The organism is Pseudomonas kurunegalensis, from assembly GCF_030291635.1.
GTDB classification, from domain to species: domain Bacteria; phylum Pseudomonadota; class Gammaproteobacteria; order Pseudomonadales; family Pseudomonadaceae; genus Aquipseudomonas; species Aquipseudomonas monteilii.
The window spans coordinates 3,399,412-3,419,648 of record NZ_CP127871.1 but is presented as its reverse complement, the minus strand read 5'-3'; the positions used below and the strand labels follow the sequence as shown (position 1 = coordinate 3,419,648).

The 20,237-nt window shown below is 62.2% G+C and carries 19 protein-coding genes; 13 read left to right on the top strand and 6 right to left on the bottom strand.

The window, feature by feature from the left end; translation table 11 throughout:
- Nucleotides 1-14: 14 nt before the first annotated feature.
- From QQ992_RS15370 to QQ992_RS15320, 11 genes are all read left to right on the top strand, one after another.
- Nucleotides 15-605 (top strand): cysteine dioxygenase family protein, encoded by a 591-nt coding sequence (locus tag QQ992_RS15370; protein WP_286110152.1) that lies wholly within the window; start codon nucleotides 15-17, stop codon nucleotides 603-605.
- A 160-nt stretch (nucleotides 606-765) separates the two neighbouring features.
- Complete coding sequence (gene metC / locus QQ992_RS15365; RefSeq protein WP_286110151.1) at nucleotides 766-3,456, top strand: cystathionine beta-lyase; 2,691 nt, start codon at nucleotides 766-768, stop codon at nucleotides 3,454-3,456.
- A 120-nt stretch (nucleotides 3,457-3,576) separates the two neighbouring features.
- Nucleotides 3,577-4,362: a 2-keto-4-pentenoate hydratase gene (locus QQ992_RS15360; RefSeq protein ID WP_286110150.1), complete on the top strand. Its 786-nt coding sequence runs from the start codon at nucleotides 3,577-3,579 to the stop codon at nucleotides 4,360-4,362.
- Between the two features lie 203 nt (nucleotides 4,363-4,565).
- Entirely contained in the window at nucleotides 4,566-4,799 is a 234-nt protein-coding gene (locus tag QQ992_RS15355; protein WP_105948660.1) for a hypothetical protein, read from the top strand.
- Nucleotides 4,800-4,939: 140 nt separating this feature from the next.
- On the top strand, nucleotides 4,940-5,971 hold the full coding sequence (pstS, locus tag QQ992_RS15350; protein ID WP_016714320.1) for a phosphate ABC transporter substrate-binding protein PstS: 1,032 nt from the start codon (nucleotides 4,940-4,942) through the stop codon (nucleotides 5,969-5,971).
- A 70-nt stretch (nucleotides 5,972-6,041) separates the two neighbouring features.
- Nucleotides 6,042-7,007, top strand: a complete 966-nt coding sequence (gene pstC, locus QQ992_RS15345; protein WP_104834972.1) for a phosphate ABC transporter permease subunit PstC — start codon at nucleotides 6,042-6,044, stop codon at nucleotides 7,005-7,007.
- Complete coding sequence (gene pstA / locus QQ992_RS15340) at nucleotides 7,007-7,900, top strand: phosphate ABC transporter permease PstA (RefSeq protein ID WP_016714318.1); 894 nt, start codon at nucleotides 7,007-7,009, stop codon at nucleotides 7,898-7,900. Before pstC ends, pstA begins: the two co-directional genes overlap by 1 nt.
- A 75-nt stretch (nucleotides 7,901-7,975) precedes the next feature.
- A complete protein-coding gene (gene pstB, locus QQ992_RS15335) occupies nucleotides 7,976-8,737 on the top strand; it encodes a phosphate ABC transporter ATP-binding protein PstB (protein ID WP_042131386.1) in 762 nt (253 codons plus the stop codon).
- A 90-nt stretch (nucleotides 8,738-8,827) separates the two neighbouring features.
- Nucleotides 8,828-9,526, top strand: coding sequence for a hypothetical protein (locus tag QQ992_RS15330; protein WP_286110149.1), 699 nt, complete (start codon nucleotides 8,828-8,830; stop codon nucleotides 9,524-9,526).
- Nucleotides 9,526-10,125 (top strand): trehalose-phosphatase, encoded by a 600-nt coding sequence (locus QQ992_RS15325; protein WP_286110148.1) that lies wholly within the window; start codon nucleotides 9,526-9,528, stop codon nucleotides 10,123-10,125. The genes QQ992_RS15330 and QQ992_RS15325 overlap by 1 nt, the downstream gene beginning before the upstream one ends.
- Before the next feature lie 240 nt (nucleotides 10,126-10,365).
- Nucleotides 10,366-11,553, top strand: coding sequence for a porin (locus QQ992_RS15320; protein ID WP_016714314.1), 1,188 nt, complete (start codon nucleotides 10,366-10,368; stop codon nucleotides 11,551-11,553).
- A gap of 110 nt (nucleotides 11,554-11,663) precedes the next feature.
- Here QQ992_RS15320 and QQ992_RS15315 read toward each other — a convergent pair.
- Nucleotides 11,664-13,021 (bottom strand): IS3 family transposase gene (locus QQ992_RS15315; RefSeq protein WP_286110417.1). Its coding sequence is split into 2 segments (ribosomal slippage): nucleotides 11,664-12,553 and nucleotides 12,553-13,021, totalling 1,359 coding nucleotides; the frame shifts between segments, so codons are not numbered across the junction.
- A gap of 201 nt (nucleotides 13,022-13,222) precedes the next feature.
- On the opposite strand from QQ992_RS15315, the gene nosP reads away from it, so the two are divergent.
- Entirely contained in the window at nucleotides 13,223-14,386 is a 1,164-nt protein-coding gene (gene nosP / locus QQ992_RS15310; RefSeq protein WP_286110147.1) for a nitric oxide-sensing protein NosP, read from the top strand.
- Nucleotides 14,355-16,253, top strand: coding sequence for a hybrid sensor histidine kinase/response regulator (locus QQ992_RS15305; RefSeq protein ID WP_286110146.1), 1,899 nt, complete (start codon nucleotides 14,355-14,357; stop codon nucleotides 16,251-16,253). The genes nosP and QQ992_RS15305 overlap by 32 nt, the downstream gene beginning before the upstream one ends.
- 45 nt (nucleotides 16,254-16,298) lie before the next feature.
- Here the strand turns inward: QQ992_RS15305 and QQ992_RS15300 are convergent, their stop codons facing one another.
- From QQ992_RS15300 to QQ992_RS15280, 5 genes are all read right to left on the bottom strand, one after another.
- Complete coding sequence (locus QQ992_RS15300) at nucleotides 16,299-16,964, bottom strand: response regulator transcription factor (protein WP_019096518.1); 666 nt, start codon at nucleotides 16,962-16,964, stop codon at nucleotides 16,299-16,301.
- A gap of 54 nt (nucleotides 16,965-17,018) precedes the next feature.
- Nucleotides 17,019-17,567: a PQQ-dependent catabolism-associated CXXCW motif protein gene (locus tag QQ992_RS15295; RefSeq protein ID WP_286110145.1), complete on the bottom strand. Its 549-nt coding sequence runs from the start codon at nucleotides 17,565-17,567 to the stop codon at nucleotides 17,019-17,021.
- Between the two features lie 142 nt (nucleotides 17,568-17,709).
- Nucleotides 17,710-18,501: an ABC transporter permease gene (locus tag QQ992_RS15290; protein WP_016714309.1), complete on the bottom strand. Its 792-nt coding sequence runs from the start codon at nucleotides 18,499-18,501 to the stop codon at nucleotides 17,710-17,712.
- Nucleotides 18,498-19,238 carry an ABC transporter ATP-binding protein gene (locus QQ992_RS15285; protein ID WP_286110144.1) on the bottom strand — a complete coding sequence of 247 codons (741 nt, stop codon included), beginning with the start codon at nucleotides 19,236-19,238 and terminating at the stop codon, nucleotides 18,498-18,500. Before QQ992_RS15285 ends, QQ992_RS15290 begins: the two co-directional genes overlap by 4 nt.
- Nucleotides 19,235-20,221 carry a YVTN family beta-propeller repeat protein gene (locus QQ992_RS15280; protein WP_119370287.1) on the bottom strand — a complete coding sequence of 329 codons (987 nt, stop codon included), beginning with the start codon at nucleotides 20,219-20,221 and terminating at the stop codon, nucleotides 19,235-19,237. The genes QQ992_RS15285 and QQ992_RS15280 overlap by 4 nt, the downstream gene beginning before the upstream one ends.
- Nucleotides 20,222-20,237 lie beyond the last annotated feature (16 nt).

Below are 20,237 nucleotides of genomic sequence, written 5' to 3'. Positions count from 1 at the left end.
AAGAGAGACCCGCAATGTCCCGTGATTCCGTGATCCAGCCGTTCCTGGCGCAAGTGCGCGCTATTCATGAGCGTGGCGTCGACCGCGCCGCGTTGCAGCAGATCGTCCTCTTGCTCGAAGGCCTTGCCGAGCGCCGGGATCTGTTCAATTTCGAGGGATTCCCGGCGCCGGATGCCGCGACCGGTGAAACCCAGTTCCGCTACCGGCTGAACGACGATGGCGAGTCGCCGACCTTGTATGTGAACTCGCTGCTGCCGGGCAAGGCGACCCTGCCGCACAACCACGAGACCTGGGCGATCATCGTCGCCGTCGAGGGGCAGGAACTGAACCGGGTGTACCGCCGTGAAGACGACGGCAGCGACCCGGCCCGCGCACGCCTGGTGCTGGAGCAAGAGATCGTGGTGCAACCGGGAACTTCGGTGGCTTTCCTGGGCGAAGACCTGCATGGCATTCGTGTCGAGGGCGATCAGCCGACCTTGCACTTCCACCTGTATGGCCGGCCGCTGGAGTCGCTGGAGAACCGCTACGGCGTCAAGGATGACGGTAGCGTGGTGAACTACAACAAATCGCAGATGGCGCCTTCGATCGAAGCTTACGGGCTCTGATTTTCGTTGCCTGTACTGGCCTCTTCGCGGGCAAGCCCGCTCCCACAGGGATCGCGCAATGCTCAAGGCCCGCGCAGTACCTGTGGGAGCGGGCTTGCCCGCGAAGGGGCCAGTACAGGCATTGCAATTTTCCAATCCAATCGACCACGGACTGCGTCCCATGACCCCCAGCATCACCCCTGCGCACCTGCATGACTGGCTGTTCGACGGCCAGGAGATCGCCCTGTTCGACCTGCGCGAGCACGGCCAGTACGGCGAGGCTCACCTGTTCTACGCGGCAAACCTGCCGTACAGCCGGCTGGAAATCGAGGCCCCACGCCTGGCGCCCAACCCGGCGGTGCGCCTGGTGGTTTACGACGCAACCGGTGGCGAACTGGCCCAGCGTGGCGCCCAACGCCTGCAGGCGCTGGGCTACTCCGCAGTGCATTGGCTTGAAGGTGGCAGCCTGGGCTGGCAGGCGGCCGGCTTCGAGCTGTTCGCCGGTGTGCACCTGCCGTCAAAAGCCTTTGGCGAGTTGGTCGAACATGCCTGCCACACGCCGCGCATCAGCGCCCTGGAACTGGCGCAATGGCAGCGCCAGGGCAAGCCGCTGGTGCTGCTCGACGGCCGGCCACTGGACGAGTTCGCCAAGATGAATATTCCCGGCGCCACCTGCTGCCCCAACGGTGAGCTGGGCTACCGCCTGGAAGACCTGGTGCAAGACCCACACACACCGATAGTGATCAACTGCGCAGGGCGCACCCGCAGCATCATCGGCGCGCAAACCTTGATCAACCTCGGCATCGACAACCCGGTCTTCGCCCTGGAGAACGGCACCCAAGGCTGGTACCTGGTCGACCTGCCACTGGAACACGGTGGGCAACGTGGGTACCCAGCGCACAGTGGCCAGGCACTGGGGCGGCAACGGGCACGCGCCACGGGGTTGGCACGCAAGGCCGGGGTGGAGTGGGTGGCGGCGGCGCAAGTGCAAGCCTGGCACCAGGATGCACAACGCACGCTGTTCCTGTGCGATGTACGCACGCCAGAGGAATTTGCCGCGGGCAGCCTGCCCGGCGCGCAACATTGCCCTGGTGGGCAGCTGGTGCAGGGCACCGACCTTTACATCGGCGTGCGCAAGGCACGGGTGGTACTGTTCGACGACGATGGCGTGCGCGCCCCGGTGGTGGCCAGTTGGCTCAAGCAGATGGGGCATGACGCCTGCGTGCTTGAAGGTGGCCTGAGCAGTGGCCTGGCATTACCGGCCAAGCCTCCGCTGGCAGTGACCTTGGTCGAAGCCAGTGCCGAAGAACTTGACGGCGCCTTGCTGCTGGACCTACGGCCGAGTACGGCCTATCGCAAGCGCCACCTGCGCGGCGCGCACTGGGCGATTCGCCCTTTACTGGCCGAGCACGTACAGCAGCAACCCCGACGTCTGGTGTTCATTGCCGACGACCCACGCGTCGCCGAGCTGGCGCTCAGCGAACTGCCCGATGACCAACGATTGGCCGCGCGTCTGTTCCCCAAGGCCCTGTTGGCCGAGTGGCCGCACGTTGAAGACGATACTTCGCTGGCAGACGCCGCGTGCATCGACTTCCTGTTCTTCGTCCATGACCGCCACGCGGGCAACAAGGAGGCGGCACGTCGCTACCTGGCCTGGGAAACCGGCTTGATCGCACAGATGAGCCCCGCCGAGATCGCCAGCTTTGCGCCACTGACCCACGGCGAGCCGGTCGCCACACGGTTGGTCCACGCCGGGCGTGGCGAGCCGGGCCAAGGTGCCCGTGGCGTCAACCCACCCGTCAGCCGGCTGAGCACGGTGCTGTTCGACAGCGTCGCCGACCAGCGCCAGGCGCGCAGCGTTCGTGACCAGCACCGGGTGCTGAGTTACGGCGCCCGTGGCAACCCTACGGCGTTCGCCCTTGAAGACCTGGTCAGCGAGCTGGAGGGCGGCTACCGCACCAAATTGTTCGCCACCGGGCTGCAGGCCATCACCCAGACGTTTCTCGCCTACCTGCGCCCCGGCGACCATGTGCTGCTCAGTGATGGCGTGTATGGCCCGGTGCGGCGCCTGGCACGCGAGCTGCTGCAGCCGTTTGGTGTGCAGGTCAGCTATTTTGCCGCAGACGGCCATGGCCTGGAGGCCGCGCTGCAGTCGAACACGCGCATGGTCTACAGCGAAAGCCCGAGTTCGTTGCTATACGAGCTCAACGACCTGCCGGCCATGGCCGCGTTGTGCAAGCCCCGCGGGATTCTACTGGCGGTCGACAACACCTGGGGTTCGGGCTACCTGCATCAGCCATTGGCGCTGGGCGCGGACATTTCGGTGATGGCCCTGACCAAATACCTGGGCGGGCACAGCGACGTGATGATGGGGAGCGTCTGCACCACCCGTGAGGCCTTCGCCGCGTTGTCGCGCAGCAGTGACACCTGTGGTTGCACGGTCAGCCCGGACGATGCCTGGCTGGTGTTGCGTGGCGCACGCAGCCTGGCCAGCCGCATGGCGGTGCATGAACGCCAGGGCCTGGAAATAGCCCGCTGGCTACAGGCCCGTGAAGATGTGGCGCGGGTGTACCACCCGGCGTTGCCGGAGCACCCGGGCCACGCCCTGTGGCAGCGCGACTTCAAGGGCAGCAATGGCCTGTTGAGCATCGAACTCGCCGATGCCAGCCTGGCGCGGGCCGAAGCATTCATCGATCGCCTGAGCCTGTTCGGCATCGGCGCCTCCTGGGGGGGCTATGAGAGCCTGGTGACCCTGGCCGAGCTGGGGGAACGCAGCTTCGCTACCCCCGTGCGTGGCGCCTTGGTGCGCCTGCATGTGGGCCTGGAAGATGTCGGCTCACTGCAGCGCGACCTGGACCAGGCACTGCGCTGATCAGGGATAAAACGGTTCATAACAATTTGTGATGCATTGCATCATGACAATATATTTATCCTTATCAATTTCAGGCCCTAGCATCTGTCGTCCGCCATCACCCATCCTCATGAGGTCTTGATGAACAGTCCGCTCTTCGTACACCAACGTACCGCAGCCTTGCTTCTGCAGCACTGGCACAGCGGTGACCTGCTGACGGAGCTGCCCGCCAGCCTCAAGCCCGAGACGCTGACGCAAGGCTACGACAGCCAGGACCAGTTGTTTGCCGCCGCCGCTGGCCCGCGCGCCGGGTGGAAGCTGGGCGTCGGCAGCCCTGCGGGCATGCGGGCAGCCAATCTGTCCCGGCCCTTGATTGGCCAGCTGGAAGCCAAGCGCTGCCACGCAAGCGGTGTGCACATCGAGCTGCCTGCTGTAACGCCCGTCACTGTCGAATGCGAGGTCGCCTTCGTGCTCGACCGTGATATCCCCCCGCAAGCCGGGCGGGTGCCGGTCAGTGAAGATATCCGCGCCACCTGCGTCACGTTCGAAGTGGTGCGTTCGCGTTTCGTTGACCGCAAGGCTGTCGGCTGGCCGAGCTTTGTCGCGGACAACGTCGGGTTTGAAGCACTGGTGGTCAGCGACAGCCTGGGCGCAGGTATCGACATCCCCCTGTTGGCCGACCTGGCGGAAACCACCGAGGTTTACGTGGACGGTGAATGCCGGGCACGGGGTTTGTCTGGCGATGCAGCAACCGACCCGCTGGTATCACTGGCTCACCTTTATGCCCATGCCGCCGAGCGTGGGCAGACCCTGAAGGCGGGCGATGTGGTGACCACCGGGGCGATGTGCCAGCCGTTCGACCTGAATGGAACCGGGCATCAGGTCAGTGCCAGGTTCCTTGGCCAGACGTTGTCGTTCACGCTGTAACTGTTCGAATGCCGTCTGCAGCCGCTGCCGTTTCAAGCGGGCTGATCGGGGCCGGCAGACCGCGCAAGCGCTCGATCAGTACCGGGTTGCTGAATGAGGGTATTCAGCGTTTTCCGGGCCTGATGAGCGCACGCGCAATTTTGCATGAGTCAGCTTGATGGTTTCCCTTAGCGGTACTAATACTAAAGAACTGCCGAAGAGGGATGATCATGCAGACGCGCTTCGTTGTGGTTCCTGCCGTGCCGCTCCAGAAAGAAATCTACCCACGCCGCCTCGGCTTTCCTGCCGTGTTGGCGGAGGGCTACGACCTTTATGACACGCAAGACAAGATGCGCCTGAGCCTCAACTTCCCGACCCGGGCTGCGGCGGAGTTCGAGTGCCTATGCCGTAACCGCTGCCCAGAAACAGATGAGGGGGGGATTGCCGGCCTTGGTTGATGCCGGTGAGCCGCGCATGGCATCAATCTGCCGTGATGGCGCAACCAGAAAGCTCTAACGTGCGGCCTGCCATTCAATAGTCACAAAGCTGTAACACAGCTGATGCAAAGTGTGCCGGCCATCACACGGAGCACATTTTGATGAAACGCCTGATGAAGTCTGCTGCACTCGCTGTTGCCGTTTCCCTCTGCGCCACTTCGGCAGCCTTTGCTTCCGAAAACGTTCGCCTGACCGGTTCCGGTGCCAGCTTCCCTGCACCCATCTACCTGACCTGGTTCAAGGACTTCAGCAAGAACACCGCTGGCGTCACCGTTGATTACCAGTCCAAGGGGAGCGGAGCGGGTGTACAGGACTTCCTGAACAAGACCGTCGACTTCGCCGCCAGCGACTCGGCCATGAGCGAAGCAGACATTGCCAAGGTTGGCGAAGGCGTGCAGTTGCTGCCAATGACCGCCGGTGAAATCGTGCTGGCTTACAACCTGCCGGGCAACCCTAAAGGCCTGAAGCTGCCGCGCGATGTGTACTCCAACATCTTCCTCGGCAAGATCACCCAGTGGAACGACCCGCAAATCGCTGCGGCCAACCCTGAGCTGAAGCTGCCTGCCACCCCGATCACCGTGGTGGTACGTGCCGACTCCAGCGGTACCACCGCCGTCTTCACCAAGCACCTTTCGGCCATCAACGCTGACTTCAAGCAAGGGCTGGGTGAAGGCAACACCGTTAACTGGCCGGCCACTGACAAGTTCATCAAGTCGCCGAAAAACGATGGCGTAACCGCCACCGTCCGCCAGACCCCAGGCGCCATCGGCTACATCGAGTACGGTTTTGCCAAGCTGGCCAAGGTCGACTTCGCCGTGCTGCAGAACAAGGCTGGCCAATACGTCGTGCCGAACGCCGAGAGCGGTGCCGAAGCACTGGCTGCGGTGAACATGCCGGAAAACCTGGTGGCCTGGCTGCCGGACCCAACCGGTGCCAAGTCCTACCCGATCACTTCCTACACCTGGATGATCTTCCGCAAGGACAACGGCAACCCGGCCAAGGCCAAAGCCATGCGTGAAATGGTCGAGTACAGCCTGACCAAAGGCCAGACCATCGCCGACTCGATGGGTTACATCCCGCTGCCACCGTCGGTTGTCGACCAGGTGCGCAAAGCGTCGGCCAACATCCAGTAATACCCAGGCGCTCCCGGTATGGCAGTGAAGCCGTGCCGGGCGTGTTTGTCCCTTGTCCCGGAATTTGCCCATGAACACACCCTTTGCCATACCGGATAACCCCGACTCCGCGTGCCAGCCACCGTCAGCGAAAGACTTCCTGGTTGATCGCACCTTCCGTGCGCTTGCACGCATTGGTGTGGTGCTGGTACTGGCGCTGGTCGTCGCGCTGGTCTACGAAGTGGGCCGCAAGGCACTGCCAGGCATTGAAAAACACGGTTTTGACGTGCTGTTCGGCACTGTCTGGGACGTTAACCAAGGCAAGTACGGTATTCTGCCAGCGATCTGGGGCACGCTTTACAGCGCCTTCATCGCACTGTTGATCGCCGGTTTCTTCGGCGTCAGCATGGCCATTTTCCTTACCCAGGATTTCCTGCCGGCACGGCTGGCTGCCGTGTTCCGCACCATTGTCGAGTTGCTCGCCGCCATCCCCAGCGTGGTGTATGGCCTGTGGGGCATCTACGTCGTTATCCCGGCCATCCGCCCGCTGACCACCTGGTTGAACAGCGAGCTGGGCTGGATCCCGTTCTTCGGCACCTCCCTGAGTGGCCCTGGCCTGCTGCCTGCGGCGCTGGTGTTGGCCATCATGATCCTGCCGACCATTGCCGCCGTTTCCCAGGATGCGCTTACCAGCGTACCGATGAAAACCAAGCAGGCGGCCTACGGCATGGGGACTACCCACTGGGAAGCCATCCTCAAGGTGATGGTGCCATCCGCCGCCACCGGCATTTTCGGTTCGCTGGTGCTGGGCCTGGGCCGTGCCCTGGGTGAAACCATGGCGCTGGCCATGCTGGTCGGCAACGCCAACACCATTTCCGTGTCCCTGTTCGCCCCGGCCAACACCCTGGCGGCGCTGTTGGCGCTGAACTTCCCGGAAGCCGGCCCGAACGAGGTCGAAGTACTGATGTACGCCGCACTGGTGCTGATGTTCATCACCCTGCTGGTGAACGTGCTCGGCTCGATGATCATGCTCTACGCCCAGCGGGGTAACAAATAATGACTGACCTCAGCACCCCAACAACTGCTTTGCCCAGCCTGCAGCGCAAGCTGGAAGGCCGTGCCCTGCGCAGCCTGATACTGACCACGCTGGCCTGGGTTGCGGCGCTGGTGGCCAGCGTGCCGCTGATTTCCGTGCTGTACATGCTGGTCACCCGCGGCGGTGCACGCCTTAATCTGGAAGTGTTCACCGAGCTGCCACCCACCGGCTTCGAGATGGGCGGTGGCTTCGGCAACGCCATGGCCGGTACCTTCGTCATGGTCGGTATCGCCGCAGCCATCGCGGTGCCGGTTGGCATCCTGGCGGCGGTATTCCTGGCCGAACTCGGGCCGGACAGCAAGCTGGCCAACGCCGCGCGCTTTGCCGCCAAGATGCTCACTGGCCTGCCGTCGATCCTGGCCGGTGTATTTGCCTACGCCCTGGTGGTGATGACCACCGGTACCTATTCGGCGCCGGCAGGTGGCGTGGCACTGGCGGTACTGATGCTGCCGATCGTGGTGCTGACCGCCGAAGAGTCGATGAAGATGGTGCCCAAGATCATGAAAGATGCTGCCTACGGCATGGGTTGCACCCGTGCACAGGTGATCTGGAAGATCGTCTTGCCCACCGGCCTGCCCGCCATCCTGACCGGCGTCATGCTGGCCGTGGCCCGCGCCGCTGGCGAAACCGCGCCACTGCTGTTCACCGCACTGTTCAGCAACTACTGGATTTATCACGACGGCAGCCTGGCGGTCATGAACCCCACGGCCTCGCTGGCCGTACTGATTTACAACTTCTCCGGCATGCCGTTCGACAACCAGCTGGAGCTCGCCTGGGCGGCCTCGCTGGTACTGGTAATGATCGTGCTGGTCATCAACATTCTTAGCCGTGTATTCGGCAAGCCCAAGTATTGAGAAAGGGAGCATCCAAACTTGAACGTATCCACTGCGCAAAAGGTCGCTCCCGTGGTCAACGAAACCCCCATCGTCATGGACTGCAAGCTGGACAAGATCTTCTACGGCAACTTCATGGCCGTACGCGACAGCCATGTGCCGATCCGCAAGAACGAGATCACCGGCTTCATCGGGCCATCGGGCTGCGGCAAGAGTACCGTGCTGCGTAGCCTCAACCGCATGAACGACCTGGTCAAAGGCTTCCGCTTCGAAGGGCATGTGCACTTCCTGGGCCAGGATGTCTACGGCAAGGGCGTTGACCCGGTAGTCGTGCGCCGCTACATCGGCATGGTGTTCCAGCAGCCCAACCCGTTCTCGATGAGCATTTTTGACAACGTCGCGTTCGGCCTGCGCCTTAACCGCTACAAGGGCGACCTGGGTGACCGCGTGAAGCACGCCCTGCAAGGCGCCGCCCTGTGGGACGAAGTGAAGGACAAGCTCAAGGTCAGCGGCCTGTCCCTGTCCGGCGGCCAGCAGCAGCGCCTGTGTATTGCGCGTGCTATTGCCACCGAACCGGAGGTGCTGCTGCTGGACGAGCCGTGCTCGGCACTCGACCCGATCGCTACCCGCCGCGTGGAAGAGCTGATGGTCGAACTGAAGAAGGACTACACCATCGCGCTGGTAACCCACAACATGCAGCAGGCGATTCGTGTCGCCGACACCACCGCGTTCTTCTCGGTCGATATCTCCCAGGGTACCCGTACCGGTTACCTGGTCGAGATGGGCCCGACCACGCAGATCTTCCAGAACCCGCGTGAGCAACTGACTGCCGACTACATCAGCGGCAAGTTCAGCTGATCACTTTTCAAGGTGGCCGGGCGTTGCAGCCAGGAAGGGTGCAACGCCCGGCCGCGTTACCTTCCGCTAAAGTGTTACCCGGGATTTCCAATGCGAGCGATGCGTCGTCTTGATCTGTCAGCGGTAGAGCGCGCACTGCGTGAGGTGCAAGGCCGCTTTGCCGAACTCAGCCAGCATTTCACCGAACCGAGGGACCCGTTCACCGACGAGGTGCTGCTGAATGTGCTTGAAGGCTATGCCCTGATTGACGACTATGTCGCTCGCGGTATCGACCTGTTCGACCTGCAACAGCTGAACCTGATGCTGGAGATCAATGCCACCGTGCTGTGCGGCAGCGACCCGGCCCGCCGCCTGGAGTTCGCCCCCCACCTGGCTGCAACCGAGGCGCACTTTTTCAACAACGTCGAAGGTGGCATCAAGGATTTGTACAACTGGTACTGCGCGTACCGCAGCGATTCGGTCTGGAAGCGGGCTGCCGGTGTGTATGTACGTATCCTCAGCAAGCCGCAGCTGTTCATCGAAGGCAACAACCGCACGGGTTCGCTCATTGTCAGCTATTTGCTGATGCGTGCCGGGCTGCCGCCATTCGTGCTGTCGCTGGATAACGCCGAGGGTTACTTCAACCCGTCCTCGGTCATTCGCAACTCCGCCAAACACGGTGTCAAGGCTTTGTACGAACTACCCAAAATCAAGAAAAAGTACGCCGCTTTCCTTGAGGCGAAGGCGCCTGAGCCCGGCAAGTTCTTCCTGAGCGGTACGCCCGTGCCTGCCTGCGAGAGGAGCCGCTGATGCTGCGTTCATCCATGCTCCAGCGCGGGCGCCAAGCCATCGAGCGCAAGCTCAAACGTGGCCAGGTCCGCATTTCCTTCGATATCGACGACACGCTCGCCTGCTTGCCTGAGCACGCTGACGCCGAGGACAGCAAGCTGCCGGGCTTCGTGCACCGCTGGTTGGGCGAACCCCTGCGCAGTGGAACGCGCTCGCTGATCCGCGACCTGCGCCGCCAGGGTTGCAGCATCTGGATCTATACCTCCTCGGGGCGCACACCGGCCTACATTCGCCGCTGGCTGATGCTGTATGGCATCCATGTCGATGGCGTGGTCAACAGCGACCGGCACCAACACATCCTGGCCCAGAAGGGCCTGGAGAACTCCCCCTCGAAGTTACCCTCGGCGTTCGATATCGACCTGCATGTGGATGACTCCGAAGGCGTGCGGCTGGAAGGTGTCGACCATGGTTTCCGCGTGGTGGTGGTGTGCCCGAAGGATGAAAGCTGGGCTCAGAAGGTGATGGACGCGGCTGTCGATGTACAGGCACGGCTGGCCTGGCAACAACCTCACCGCTATGAGATGCCCGTGCGCCAGCGCTCGCAGGCGCTTGCTTCCTGAAGCGGCGCGAAAATGGGGCCGCAAGGCGGCCCTGGTTCGTACAGATGTACTAATACCCGCCTGCTACCGATGTTTACTCGCTAAGTCTGCCTCCCGACCCAAGCAGGTATTGGGTCCAAATCACTGCGCCGCACCCGCCAGCCCAAAGCATCCGCTATTGCGCCCCAAAGCAGCGTATCTGGCAATTTGCCCTCTTCTGATAATCGCCTCCGACATCCAGTCCCTCGTTTGGAGCGCGCCATGTACAACAACAATAAGCACCTGCCGCCTCGTTTCCTCGCCGCCGCCATCGCCAGCTTTTCTGCCCTGGGCCTGAGTGGCGTCGCCGAAGCCGAGATCATGCTGTACGACAAAGACCAGACCACCTTTTCCACCGACGGCTACATCAATGCCTTCTACGTCAACAGCAAGGTCGACCGCGAAGGCGAGCAGTTCGACCGCCGCCAGTCGCGGGTGAAAATGGGCTTCCTGCCCAACTACCTGGGCTTCAACATGGGCAAGCAGGTGGATGACCTGAAGCTCGGCGCACGTGCCTCGTTCTGGGTCACCATCAACGACAGTGAAACCAACGGCACCGACACCGCCATCGACGTGCGCCAGTTCTACGGCACCGTGGCCAATCCCGAGTGGGGCGAGGTGTTGATCGGCAAGGACTTCGGGCTGTTCGCCCGTTCCAACATCCTGCTCGACGAACTGCTGGCCGGCTACGGCCAGGTCAGTGACACCTTGGGGCTGGTGGACGGCGGCGGGGTGTCGTTCGGCAACATCGGCAGTGGCTACCCGTACCCGTTCCCCACCTCGCAGATCACCTACCGCACCCCGGTAATGGACGGGCTGCGCGTGGCGGTGGGCATCATGGACCCGGTGGACACCAACGACAGCAGCCCGACCGGCAAGGCCTACCAGGAAAACCCGCGTACCGAGAGCGAGATTACCTACCAGTTCGACCTGGGCGGGGCGCAGATCTACAGCTGGGTCAACGGCAGCTACCAGACTTCCGACAACACCGACTCGACGGTGGAGACGATCACGTCCAAAGGTGTTGGCTATGGCGTGCAGGCGAAGATGGGCGGGCTGTCGCTGACCGGCTCGGGGTTCCAGGCCAAGGGTATCAACCCGTTCTTTACCAACAATGCCGGCGAACCGGTCTTGCGTAACGTCGACAGTGACGGCTACCTGTTGCAGGGTTCGTACAAGGTTGGCAAGAACCGCATTGCCTTGTCGTATGGCAAGACCAAGGACGACGGCAACGGCGCGGTGGGCAGCGGTGCGGACTACGAGACCCGTGGCGTGGCACTGTTCCATGACGTCAACGACAACCTGAAGCTGGTGGCCGAGTACAACCAGTTTTCCATCGACGGGCATGACACCAGTGCCCAGAACGAAGATACCGATACCTTTGCAGTGGGTGCGGTGTTGACCTGGTAGGCACCCGGGGCTGCTTCGCAGCCCATCGCAGGCAAGCCAGCTCCCACAGGTACAGTGCTGATCTCCGGCTTTACGCGGTCCCTGGACTGCCCCCGAAAAGTTGGACAGTTTCAGCTAGCAGCCGCAGCATGGGTCCTGTATTTCACAGGGCTCATGCCATTGAGCTTTAGCTTGATGCGGTCATGGTTGTAGTAGTGGATGTACTCATCCAGACCAGCTTTCAGTTCTTCAACGCTCTCGAAGCGCTTCGGGTAGAAAAACTCGGACTTAAGCGTACCAAAAAAGCTCTCCATAGCCGCATTATCCAGGCAGTTTCCTTTGCGTGACATGCTCTGCTTCAGCCCTTGCTCTGCCAGCTTGTGGCGGTACTGCGAGTGTTGGTAGTGCCAGCCTTGATCTGAGTGAAGCACCAGTTTCGGCTTGTTTCCCAGGCGCTCGAAGGCCTTGTCCAGCATGTTGGTAACCAGCCCAAGGCACGGCCTGCTGGCCACTTCGTAGGCCACGATTTCGGCGTTGTACAAGTCCATCACAGGGGAGAGATAGATCTTTTCCTGAGCCACTTTGAACTCGGTAACATCGGTCACCCACTTCTGATTCGGGCGCTGCGCGAGGAAGTTTCGCTCCAGCAGGTTGGGCGCGATGGTGCCGACAACCCCCTTGTACGACCGGTACTTTTTTGGCCGTACTAGTGAGCGAAGATCAAGCTCGACCATCAAACGCTCCACCACCTTCTTGTTAACCAAGGTGCCGCCATTGCGGATCACGATTGCAACGCGCCGGTAACCGTATAGCCCTTTTTCCTCGTGATAGACACGCTGAATCATCTGCTTCAGAGCAGCATGCTTGTCAGGTTTGGCCTGCGCTTGAAGCTGGTAATAAAACGTACTGCGTGGCAGATCCGCCAACTGTAGAACGGCGGCCAAGGGAAACCGGTCCTTGAGCGCCGAGACGATCAGGGCTTTTTGGGCTGCCTTCGTTCCTGCTTCTTCAGTTCTTCCAGCTTTTTTAGGTAGGCGTTCTCCATGCGCAGCCACTCAAGCTCGGCCAGCAACTGGTCGCGGCTTTTCTCTGTGTCATCGGAAGTCGTAGGTTTGATGGGATAAGGCTTTTTCGGCATGGCAGCAGGTTTTCTTTTCTTGGGAGCAGGCAGTGCAGGGTCACCACTGTAGTGTTGCCGCGCCCAAATGCCTACCTGCGAGGACTGGCCGAGACCGAAATGGGCGGCGGTCTGACGCAAGGAAAGCTGATGCTTGTGCATGTACTCAAGGACTGAGCACTTGTAGGTCGCACTGTACCGCTGGCCTATTTTGCGCAGACTGAACTGTCCATGTTTCTGGAAGCTTGAGACCCAGCGCCGCAGCAGGCTGAAATCCACGGAAAATCGGCGGGCTACTGTTCGGAAGCCTTCACCACTCTCCAAGTAAGCCTGAACGGCAGTAAGCTTGAATTGGTCTGAATACTTGCTCATGTGGACACCCCAAGAAATTGGATTGGTGTCCAACTTCTTGGGGGCAGTCCACCCTGTGGGAGCTGGCTTGCCTGCGATGGGCCGCAAAGCGGCCCCAACATTTACGCCCATGGAACCGCCCACCCGCTACCCAAGTAGCATTCGTCATACAGGGCGGCCTTCGTACACTTGCCACTCAGCCACCCCGCGCCGGAGACCCCAATGCAGCAGGCTCAAAACGACGGTGTGGTCAGCGCCATGTCCCAGGCCACCGACGCCCGGTTGGCCGCTCAGGACTTGGCGCGGCAATTGCTGCACCCGCACCTGGGTTTCGTGCTGTTCTTCTGCTCCGCCGAATACGACTTGCAGGCCTTGGGCGAGGCCCTGGAGCAGGGTTTCGGCGGCATCCGCCTGGTCGGCTGCACCAGCGCCGGCGAAATCACGCCCCAGGGGTACGGCCGTAATTGCGTCACAGCGGTAGGCTTTGATCACCGGCACTTCTCCATCGCCACTGCGCTGATCGATGAAATGGAGCGCTTCAGCCTGATCGACGCGCAGCAGATGGTCGAGCGCCTGGTCGGCACCTGCCGCAGCAATACGTTGGCCCCCATCAAGGGTCACAGCTTTGCCCTGACCTTGCTCGACGGCCTGTCCAGCCGCGAGGAAATGGTGCTTGCCGCGCTCAGCGCGGCTTTAGGTGACATTCCGCATTTCGGGGGCTCTGCCGGTGACGACAACTACCTGACACGCACCCATGTGTACTACGGCGGCGCGTTTCACAACGGTGCGGCCGTGGTGGTGCTGGTCAACACCTGGCTCGATTTTGAAGTGTTCACCACGCACCACATTTTGCCGCGTCAGGAAAAGCTGGTGGTAACCGGCGCCGACAGCGCCCAGCGCCGGGTTTTCGAACTGAATGCCGAGCCCGCAGCCGAAGAGTACGCCCGCCACATCGGCGTACCAGTGGCTGCGCTTGACCATCGGGTGTTCGCCGCCCACCCGCTGGCTGTACGTATTCACGACCAGTACTACGTGCGGGCGATCCAGCAGGTGCACCCGGACCTGAGCCTGAGTTTTTACTGTGCAGTGGAAAACGGCATCGTGCTCACGGCCATGACCCCGGGCCCGCTGTTGCCTAACCTGCACCAGCTGTTCGACGGCCTGCGCCAGCGCCTCGGGCCGCTGCTGCTGACCATTGGTTGTGATTGCTTCCTGCGGCGGCTGGAACTGGAGGCCCGGCATGGCCTGGAACCGGTCGGTGCGTTTCTGCGTGAGCAGCGGGTGATCGGCTTCAACACCTACGGAGAACAGTTCAATGGCATGCACATCAACCAGACCTTCACCGGGGTCGCCATTGCCCGCAACCGGCCTCCTGTCGGTCGCTGAACTGCAGGCCGAGGTCACCCGGCTGCAGCACGAAAACCAGAAGCTGCAGCGGATCAACGGTGCGTTGATCGAACGCATCGAGTCTGGAGTAACGCGGGGCAACGACCCCTATGCGGCGTTCCAGCACTCGGTGGTGCTGGCCGAGCAGGTGCGTGAACGCACCGATGCCCTGAACCAGGCCATGGCCGAGCTCAAGGCCGTCAACCGCTTGCTCAGCGAGGCCCGGCAGCGGGCCGAGACCGCCCACCAGCACCAGATTCGCCTGATTACCGATAATGTTCCGGCGTTGATCGCTTACCTGAACGCCGATCTGGTCTACGAGTTCACCAACAAGGTCTACGAGGAATGGTACTGCTGGCCGCACGGTGTGATGCTCGGCCAGAGCCTGCGCGAGGCCCACAGCGAGCAGCACTATCAGCGCCTGGAAGCCTATGTGGCACGCGCGCTGGCGGGGGAGAGCGTTACCTTCGAATTTGCCGAAACCAATATCAATGGCCAGGAACGCTACATGCTGCGCTCCTACGTGCCGAACCGCCTGGCCAGCGGCGAGGTGGTGGGCATCTTCGTGTTGATCCGCGACATTACCGAGCGGCGCAACACTGCCCAGGCGCTGCACCAGGCCTATCAGCACCTGGAGCAGCGGGTGCGCGAACGCACCGCCGAACTGACCAGCCTCAACGACCAGTTGCTGCGTGAAATCGAAGAGCGAAGCCAAGCCGAGGCGCGCCTGCGCGAGGCCAAGCGCGAGGCCGAACAGGCCAACCTGTCGAAAACCAAGTTCCTCGCAGCGGTCAGCCACGACCTGCTGCAACCGCTGAACGCGGCGCGGCTGTTCACCAGCGCGTTGCTGGAGCGCCGCGACCCGCAAGACAGTGCCCACCTGGTGCGTAACGTCAGCAACTCGCTGGAAGATGTGGAGAACCTGCTCGGCACCCTGGTGGACATTTCCAAGCTCGATGCCGGGGTGATCAAAGCCGATGTCGCCCCGTTCGCCCTGCGCGAACTGATGGACAACCTTGCTGCCGAATACGCACAGGTGGCACGCAGTGAAGGCCTTGAACTGCATTTCGTGGGCTGCTCGGCGGTGGTGCGCAGTGACATCCAGCTGTTGGCGCGGATCCTGCGCAACCTGCTCAGCAATGCCATTCGCTACACCCGCAGCGGGCGTGTGGTGCTGGGCTGCCGGCGCCTGCGTGGCGGCCTGCGGATCGAAGTGTGGGACAGTGGCATCGGCATTGCCGAAGAGCACCTGGACGACATGTTCCAGGAGTTCAAGCGCGGTGATGTGCAGCGCCCGGATCAGGACCGCGGGTTGGGCCTGGGCCTGGCGATTGTAGAAAAGATCGCCGGCATCCTTGGGCATCGGATACGGGTACGTTCATGGCTTGGCAAAGGCTCGGTATTCGCCGTCGAAGTGCCACTGAGCACCACCGCGCCCAAAACCCAGCCGAGCCAGGTGGTCAGCGAGCCGATGCTCGAACGCCTGCGCGGTGCGCGAGTGTGGGTGCTGGATAACGACGCGGCGATTTGCGCCGGCATGCGCACCTTGCTGGAGGGGTGGGGCTGCCGGGTGGTCACGGCGCTGTCGGAGGAAGACCTGGCGCGGCAGGTGGACAACTACCATGCCGAAGCCGACCTGCTGATAGCAGATTACCATCTGGACAACGACTGCAACGGCGTCGACGCCGTGGCGCGGATCAATGCCCGGCGCACCCAGCCATTACCGGCGTTGATGATCACCGCCAACTACAGCAACGACCTCAAGCAGCAGATTCGCGAGCTGGGCCACACCCTGATGCATAAGCCGGTGCGGCCGATGAAGCTCAAGACGGCGATGAGCCATTTGTTGGCAAACAGTGCGTTATAGCTGCCGGCCTCTTCGCGGGTAAACCCGCGAAGAGGCCAGAACAGGTTAACGCCGCAGGTAGTCAGCAAAATCGATATCGCCAGCGCTGAGAATGGCTTGCACCCGATTATGCACATTGAGCTTGCGCAAGATCGCCGATACATGCGCCTTCACCGTGGTCTCGGCGATATCCAGCGTGTAGGCAATCTGTTTGTTCGATTCACCCTTGGTCATGCGCTCCAACACCAGCAATTGCTTGCGCGTCAGAGCCTGGAGCATTTCCGGCGGGAAGCTCGGCGCCTCGTTGTGGCGCCGGCTGGTGCTGCTTTTCTGGGCGCGGATGATGTCCGGCGGCAGGTAGACATTGCCGTTGAGGATCTGCTCGATCGCTTCGATCATCTGCGAACGGGGCGAGGACTTGGTGATGAAACCCACGGCACCGTAGGTGATGGCCTGCAGCACGATCTGCTTTTCCTGCTCGGCCGAAACGATCACCACCGGGGTGGTCGGTGCCTCGTTGCGCAGGGTAATCAGGCCGTTTAGGCCATGCATGCCGGGCATGTTCAGGTCGAGCAGGATCAGGTCGAGGTCGTCGTGCGCCTGGGTCAGGGCCAGGGCGCTGTCCAGGTCGGCGGTTTCCATGACCTCGCTGCCCTGGAAGCCATCGCTGATGACGTTGTGGATGGCTTCGCGAAACAGCGGGTGATCGTCGGCAATCAAAATTTTGTACATGGCCTTTTCACCTTGTTTTTATTGGAGGGGGCGGGGCACGCATTTGCAGGCAGTTCAGGGAAAGGGCACGGGTTGCGCTGGCTGCAGCGGCAGGTTGGCCTGCTGCCAGGCGTCCAGGCCGTCGCGGTACCAGTACAGGTTGTTGTAGCCCAGGGCTTTAGCGCGTTTTACCGCGTTCCAGCTTAACCAGCAATCGGAGCGGCAATAAAAAACCAGGGGGTGCTCCGGGTGCCCGGCAGTGGCTTTTTGCAGGTTGCGCACGAAGTAGTCCTGCCAGGCCGGGCTCAGCTCGCCGTCGCCGGTGTTGGCCAGCCAAAGGCTACCGGGGAGGTTGGCGTGCGGTTCGTCTTCGATGAATTGGCCTTGCAGCCATTGGCGGCGATAGACGTCGATCAGTACGGGCCTGGGGCTGTGTGCCAGCAGGTTTTGCAGCGTGGCGGTGTCGATGACCTGGCCGCCCTCGACCTGTTGCGGGGTCGGGCTGCGATAGAGGGTGGCGCGGTAGCCTTCGGTGGAAAACAGCGGGGTGGTGTCGGCCTGGGCGATACCCAGTGACAGACACAGCGAAAGGGCAGCCAGCAAAGGGCGCGGGGCACGTGGCATGGTTTTATCCTTTTTGTTATAGGCCCATTACATGCCAGTGGTGGTGCGTTGTGAATGCGACGATCAGACAGCAAAGGCAGTACTAAAGTAGTAGGCGCTGCTCAGGAAGATGGGGCCGCAGAGCAGCCCCAGGCAGGAGGCTTCAGCGCGGCTTGCGCAGCGCGGCATGCTGGGGGTTGAACGTGAGTATCGCCAGCAGGGTGAACAGCACGGTCAAGCCAAGGCATACAGCCAGTGCCAGCAGGTTCAACCGCTCATACAGTGCGAACCGCACCAGTTCCACGGCATGGGTGAACGGGTTCACCGCACACAGCCAGTACAGCCACTGGCTGGCCTCGCGCATCTTCCACAGCGGGTACAACGCTGACGACAGGAAAAACAGCGGGAAGATCACGAAGTTCATCACCCCGGCAAAGTTCTCCAGCTGGCGGATCGCGTTCGACAGCAGCAGCCCCAGGGCACTGAGCATCAACGCTACCAGCAGCATTGCCGGCAGCGCCAGCAGCAGGCCCGCCGCTGGCGGCTGTACGCCGTACAGCCAGGCGATGGCGAGGAAGGCATACACCTGCAGCAGGGAAATCAGCGCGGTCGCCAACAGCTTGCTGCCCAGCAGGAACGGCCGTGGCAACGGGCTGGTCAGCAGCACGCGCATGCTGCCCATCTCCCGGTCATACACCATCGACAGCGAGCCCTGCATGCCATTGAACAGCAAGATCATGCAGGCCAGGCCCGGGATGATGTACACCTCATAGGGAATGTAGGTGTCGTAGGGCTCGATGATGGCAATGCCCAGGGCCGCACGAAACCCGGCGGCGAACACCAGCAGCCACAGCAGCGGACGCACCAGCGCACTGAGCAGGCGGGTGCGCTGCATCACGAAGCGCAGCCATTCGCGCAGCATGATGCCGTTGAAACATTGCCAGTAAGCGTTCATTGGGCATTGGCTCCTGAGGGCGCGCTGGTCAGCCGGGCAAAGGCATTGTCGAGGTCGCCACCGTGCTCCAGGCTCAGGGCGTCGGCGGTACCGCGTGCCACCAGGCGACCTTGATGCAGGATCAGCAGGTCATCGCTGGGCTGGACCTCGTCCAGCAGGTGGGTGGTCCACAGCACGCTGAGCTGCTGCTCGCGGCACAGCCGTCGTACGTGCTGGTTGAGCGCCAGGCGGCTGGCCGGGTCGAGGCCGACACTGGCTTCGTCAAGCAGTAGCAGGCGTGGTTCATGCAGCAGGGCGCGGGCAATCTCCACCCGGCGCCGATGGCCGATGTTCAGCGCACGAACACGCTCATGCCGACGTTCGCCCAGCCCTTGACGGGCCAGTTCGGCGTCGATTCGTTGGCTGCTCTGGCGCCGCGACAGGCCATGCAGCGCCGCGTGGTAGCGCAGGTTCTGTTCAACGGTCAGGTCCAGGTCCAGGGTGCTTTGCTGAAACACCACGCCCAGCTGGCGCAAAGCCGGGCGTGCGGCATTGCGCAGCGAGCAGCCGCCTACGCGGATGTCGCCGTGCTGCAGGTCGTACAGGCGGGTAAGCAGGGCGATAAGTGTCGATTTGCCGGCCCCGTTGGGGCCCAGCAACGCGGCGAAGCGCCCGGGCGCCAAGCTGAACCCGACCTGTTTGAGTGCCGCGCGCTGGCCATAGGCAAAGCTTACGTCACTGACGTCGAGGGCGTTCATGGTGTGACCACCACACCCCAGGGGTAGCGCCCGACCTTCACCGACTTGAGCACTTTGAGGTTTTTCGCATCGATGACCGAAACATCGCCGCTGACGCCGTTGGTGGCCAGCAACTGGCTCTGGTCCGGGGTGAACGCCAGCTGCCAGACACGCCGCCCGACCAACAGGTAGTCGAGCACCTCGTAGGTGTTGGCATCGATCACCGCCACATGGTTGGCCGGGCCCAGGGCGACGAAGGCGTACTTGCCATCGGCGCTGAGCTTGATGCCCACCGGCTGGACCTTGTCCGGGTGTACACCCTTGATCTGGAAGTTCAGGGTTTTGAGTACCTGGCGCGTGGCCACGTCGAGAATGGTCACCGTGCCGCCGATTTCCGCCGATGCCCACAGCCGCGAGCCGTCCTTGTTGAACTCGACGAAGCGTGGCCGCTGATCGACCAGGGTGCTGTCGGCCAGGGTCTGGGTGCTGGTGTCGATCCAGTGCAGCATGTTGGTGGTTTCGCTGGTGTTGACTGCCCATTTGCCGTCAGGGCTGACCGCCATGCCCTCGGGTTCGATGCCAACGTCGATCTGCCCCAGCACCTTGTCGGTGACGGTGTCGATCACGGTCACCAGCGCGTCGTCCTCGTTGGACACGTACAGCCAGCGGTCGTTGGGGTGCAGGGCAAACTGCTCGGGGTCCTTGCCGGAGGGCAGCTCCTTGATGATCTTGCGGGTGGCCACGTCCATCACCTGCACCCGGTCCGAATCGCTGGCGCAGATGTACAGCAACTTGTTGTCGTGGGACAGCAGCAGGCCGCGCGGGCGCTGGCCGACCGGCAAGGTGTCGGTGACTTCAAGCGTTTGCATGTCGATCAGGCTGAGGCTGTTGTCTTTCTCGTTGGAGACCCAGGCAGTGGCAGCCATGGTGTGCCCGCTGGCCAGTGCCAGGGCGGCCGATAGCAGGCTGGGGCAAAGCAGGGCCCTGTGAAAGAGGCGGCGCATGGCGAATTCCTTATTG

Bases quoted from the DNA above. Each gene is read 5' to 3' on its own strand.
- QQ992_RS15370 (WP_286110152.1), top strand. From the start codon at position 15: ATGTCCCGTGATTCCGTGATCCAGCCGTTCCTGGCGCAAGTGCGCGCT.
- metC (WP_286110151.1), top strand. From the start codon at position 766: ATGACCCCCAGCATCACCCCTGCGCACCTGCATGACTGGCTGTTCGAC.
- QQ992_RS15360 (WP_286110150.1), top strand. From the start codon at position 3,577: ATGAACAGTCCGCTCTTCGTACACCAACGTACCGCAGCCTTGCTTCTG.
- QQ992_RS15355 (WP_105948660.1), top strand. From the start codon at position 4,566: ATGATCATGCAGACGCGCTTCGTTGTGGTTCCTGCCGTGCCGCTCCAG.
- pstS (WP_016714320.1), top strand. From the start codon at position 4,940: ATGAAACGCCTGATGAAGTCTGCTGCACTCGCTGTTGCCGTTTCCCTC.
- pstC (WP_104834972.1), top strand. From the start codon at position 6,042: ATGAACACACCCTTTGCCATACCGGATAACCCCGACTCCGCGTGCCAG.
- pstA (WP_016714318.1), top strand. From the start codon at position 7,007: ATGACTGACCTCAGCACCCCAACAACTGCTTTGCCCAGCCTGCAGCGC.
- pstB (WP_042131386.1), top strand. From the start codon at position 7,976: ATGGACTGCAAGCTGGACAAGATCTTCTACGGCAACTTCATGGCCGTA.
- QQ992_RS15330 (WP_286110149.1), top strand. From the start codon at position 8,828: ATGCGAGCGATGCGTCGTCTTGATCTGTCAGCGGTAGAGCGCGCACTG.
- QQ992_RS15325 (WP_286110148.1), top strand. From the start codon at position 9,526: ATGCTGCGTTCATCCATGCTCCAGCGCGGGCGCCAAGCCATCGAGCGC.
- QQ992_RS15320 (WP_016714314.1), top strand. From the start codon at position 10,366: ATGTACAACAACAATAAGCACCTGCCGCCTCGTTTCCTCGCCGCCGCC.
- nosP (WP_286110147.1), top strand. From the start codon at position 13,223: ATGCAGCAGGCTCAAAACGACGGTGTGGTCAGCGCCATGTCCCAGGCC.
- QQ992_RS15300 (WP_019096518.1), bottom strand. From the start codon at position 16,964: ATGTACAAAATTTTGATTGCCGACGATCACCCGCTGTTTCGCGAAGCC.
- QQ992_RS15295 (WP_286110145.1), bottom strand. From the start codon at position 17,567: ATGCCACGTGCCCCGCGCCCTTTGCTGGCTGCCCTTTCGCTGTGTCTG.
- QQ992_RS15290 (WP_016714309.1), bottom strand. From the start codon at position 18,501: ATGAACGCTTACTGGCAATGTTTCAACGGCATCATGCTGCGCGAATGG.
- QQ992_RS15285 (WP_286110144.1), bottom strand. From the start codon at position 19,238: ATGAACGCCCTCGACGTCAGTGACGTAAGCTTTGCCTATGGCCAGCGC.
- QQ992_RS15280 (WP_119370287.1), bottom strand. From the start codon at position 20,221: ATGCGCCGCCTCTTTCACAGGGCCCTGCTTTGCCCCAGCCTGCTATCG.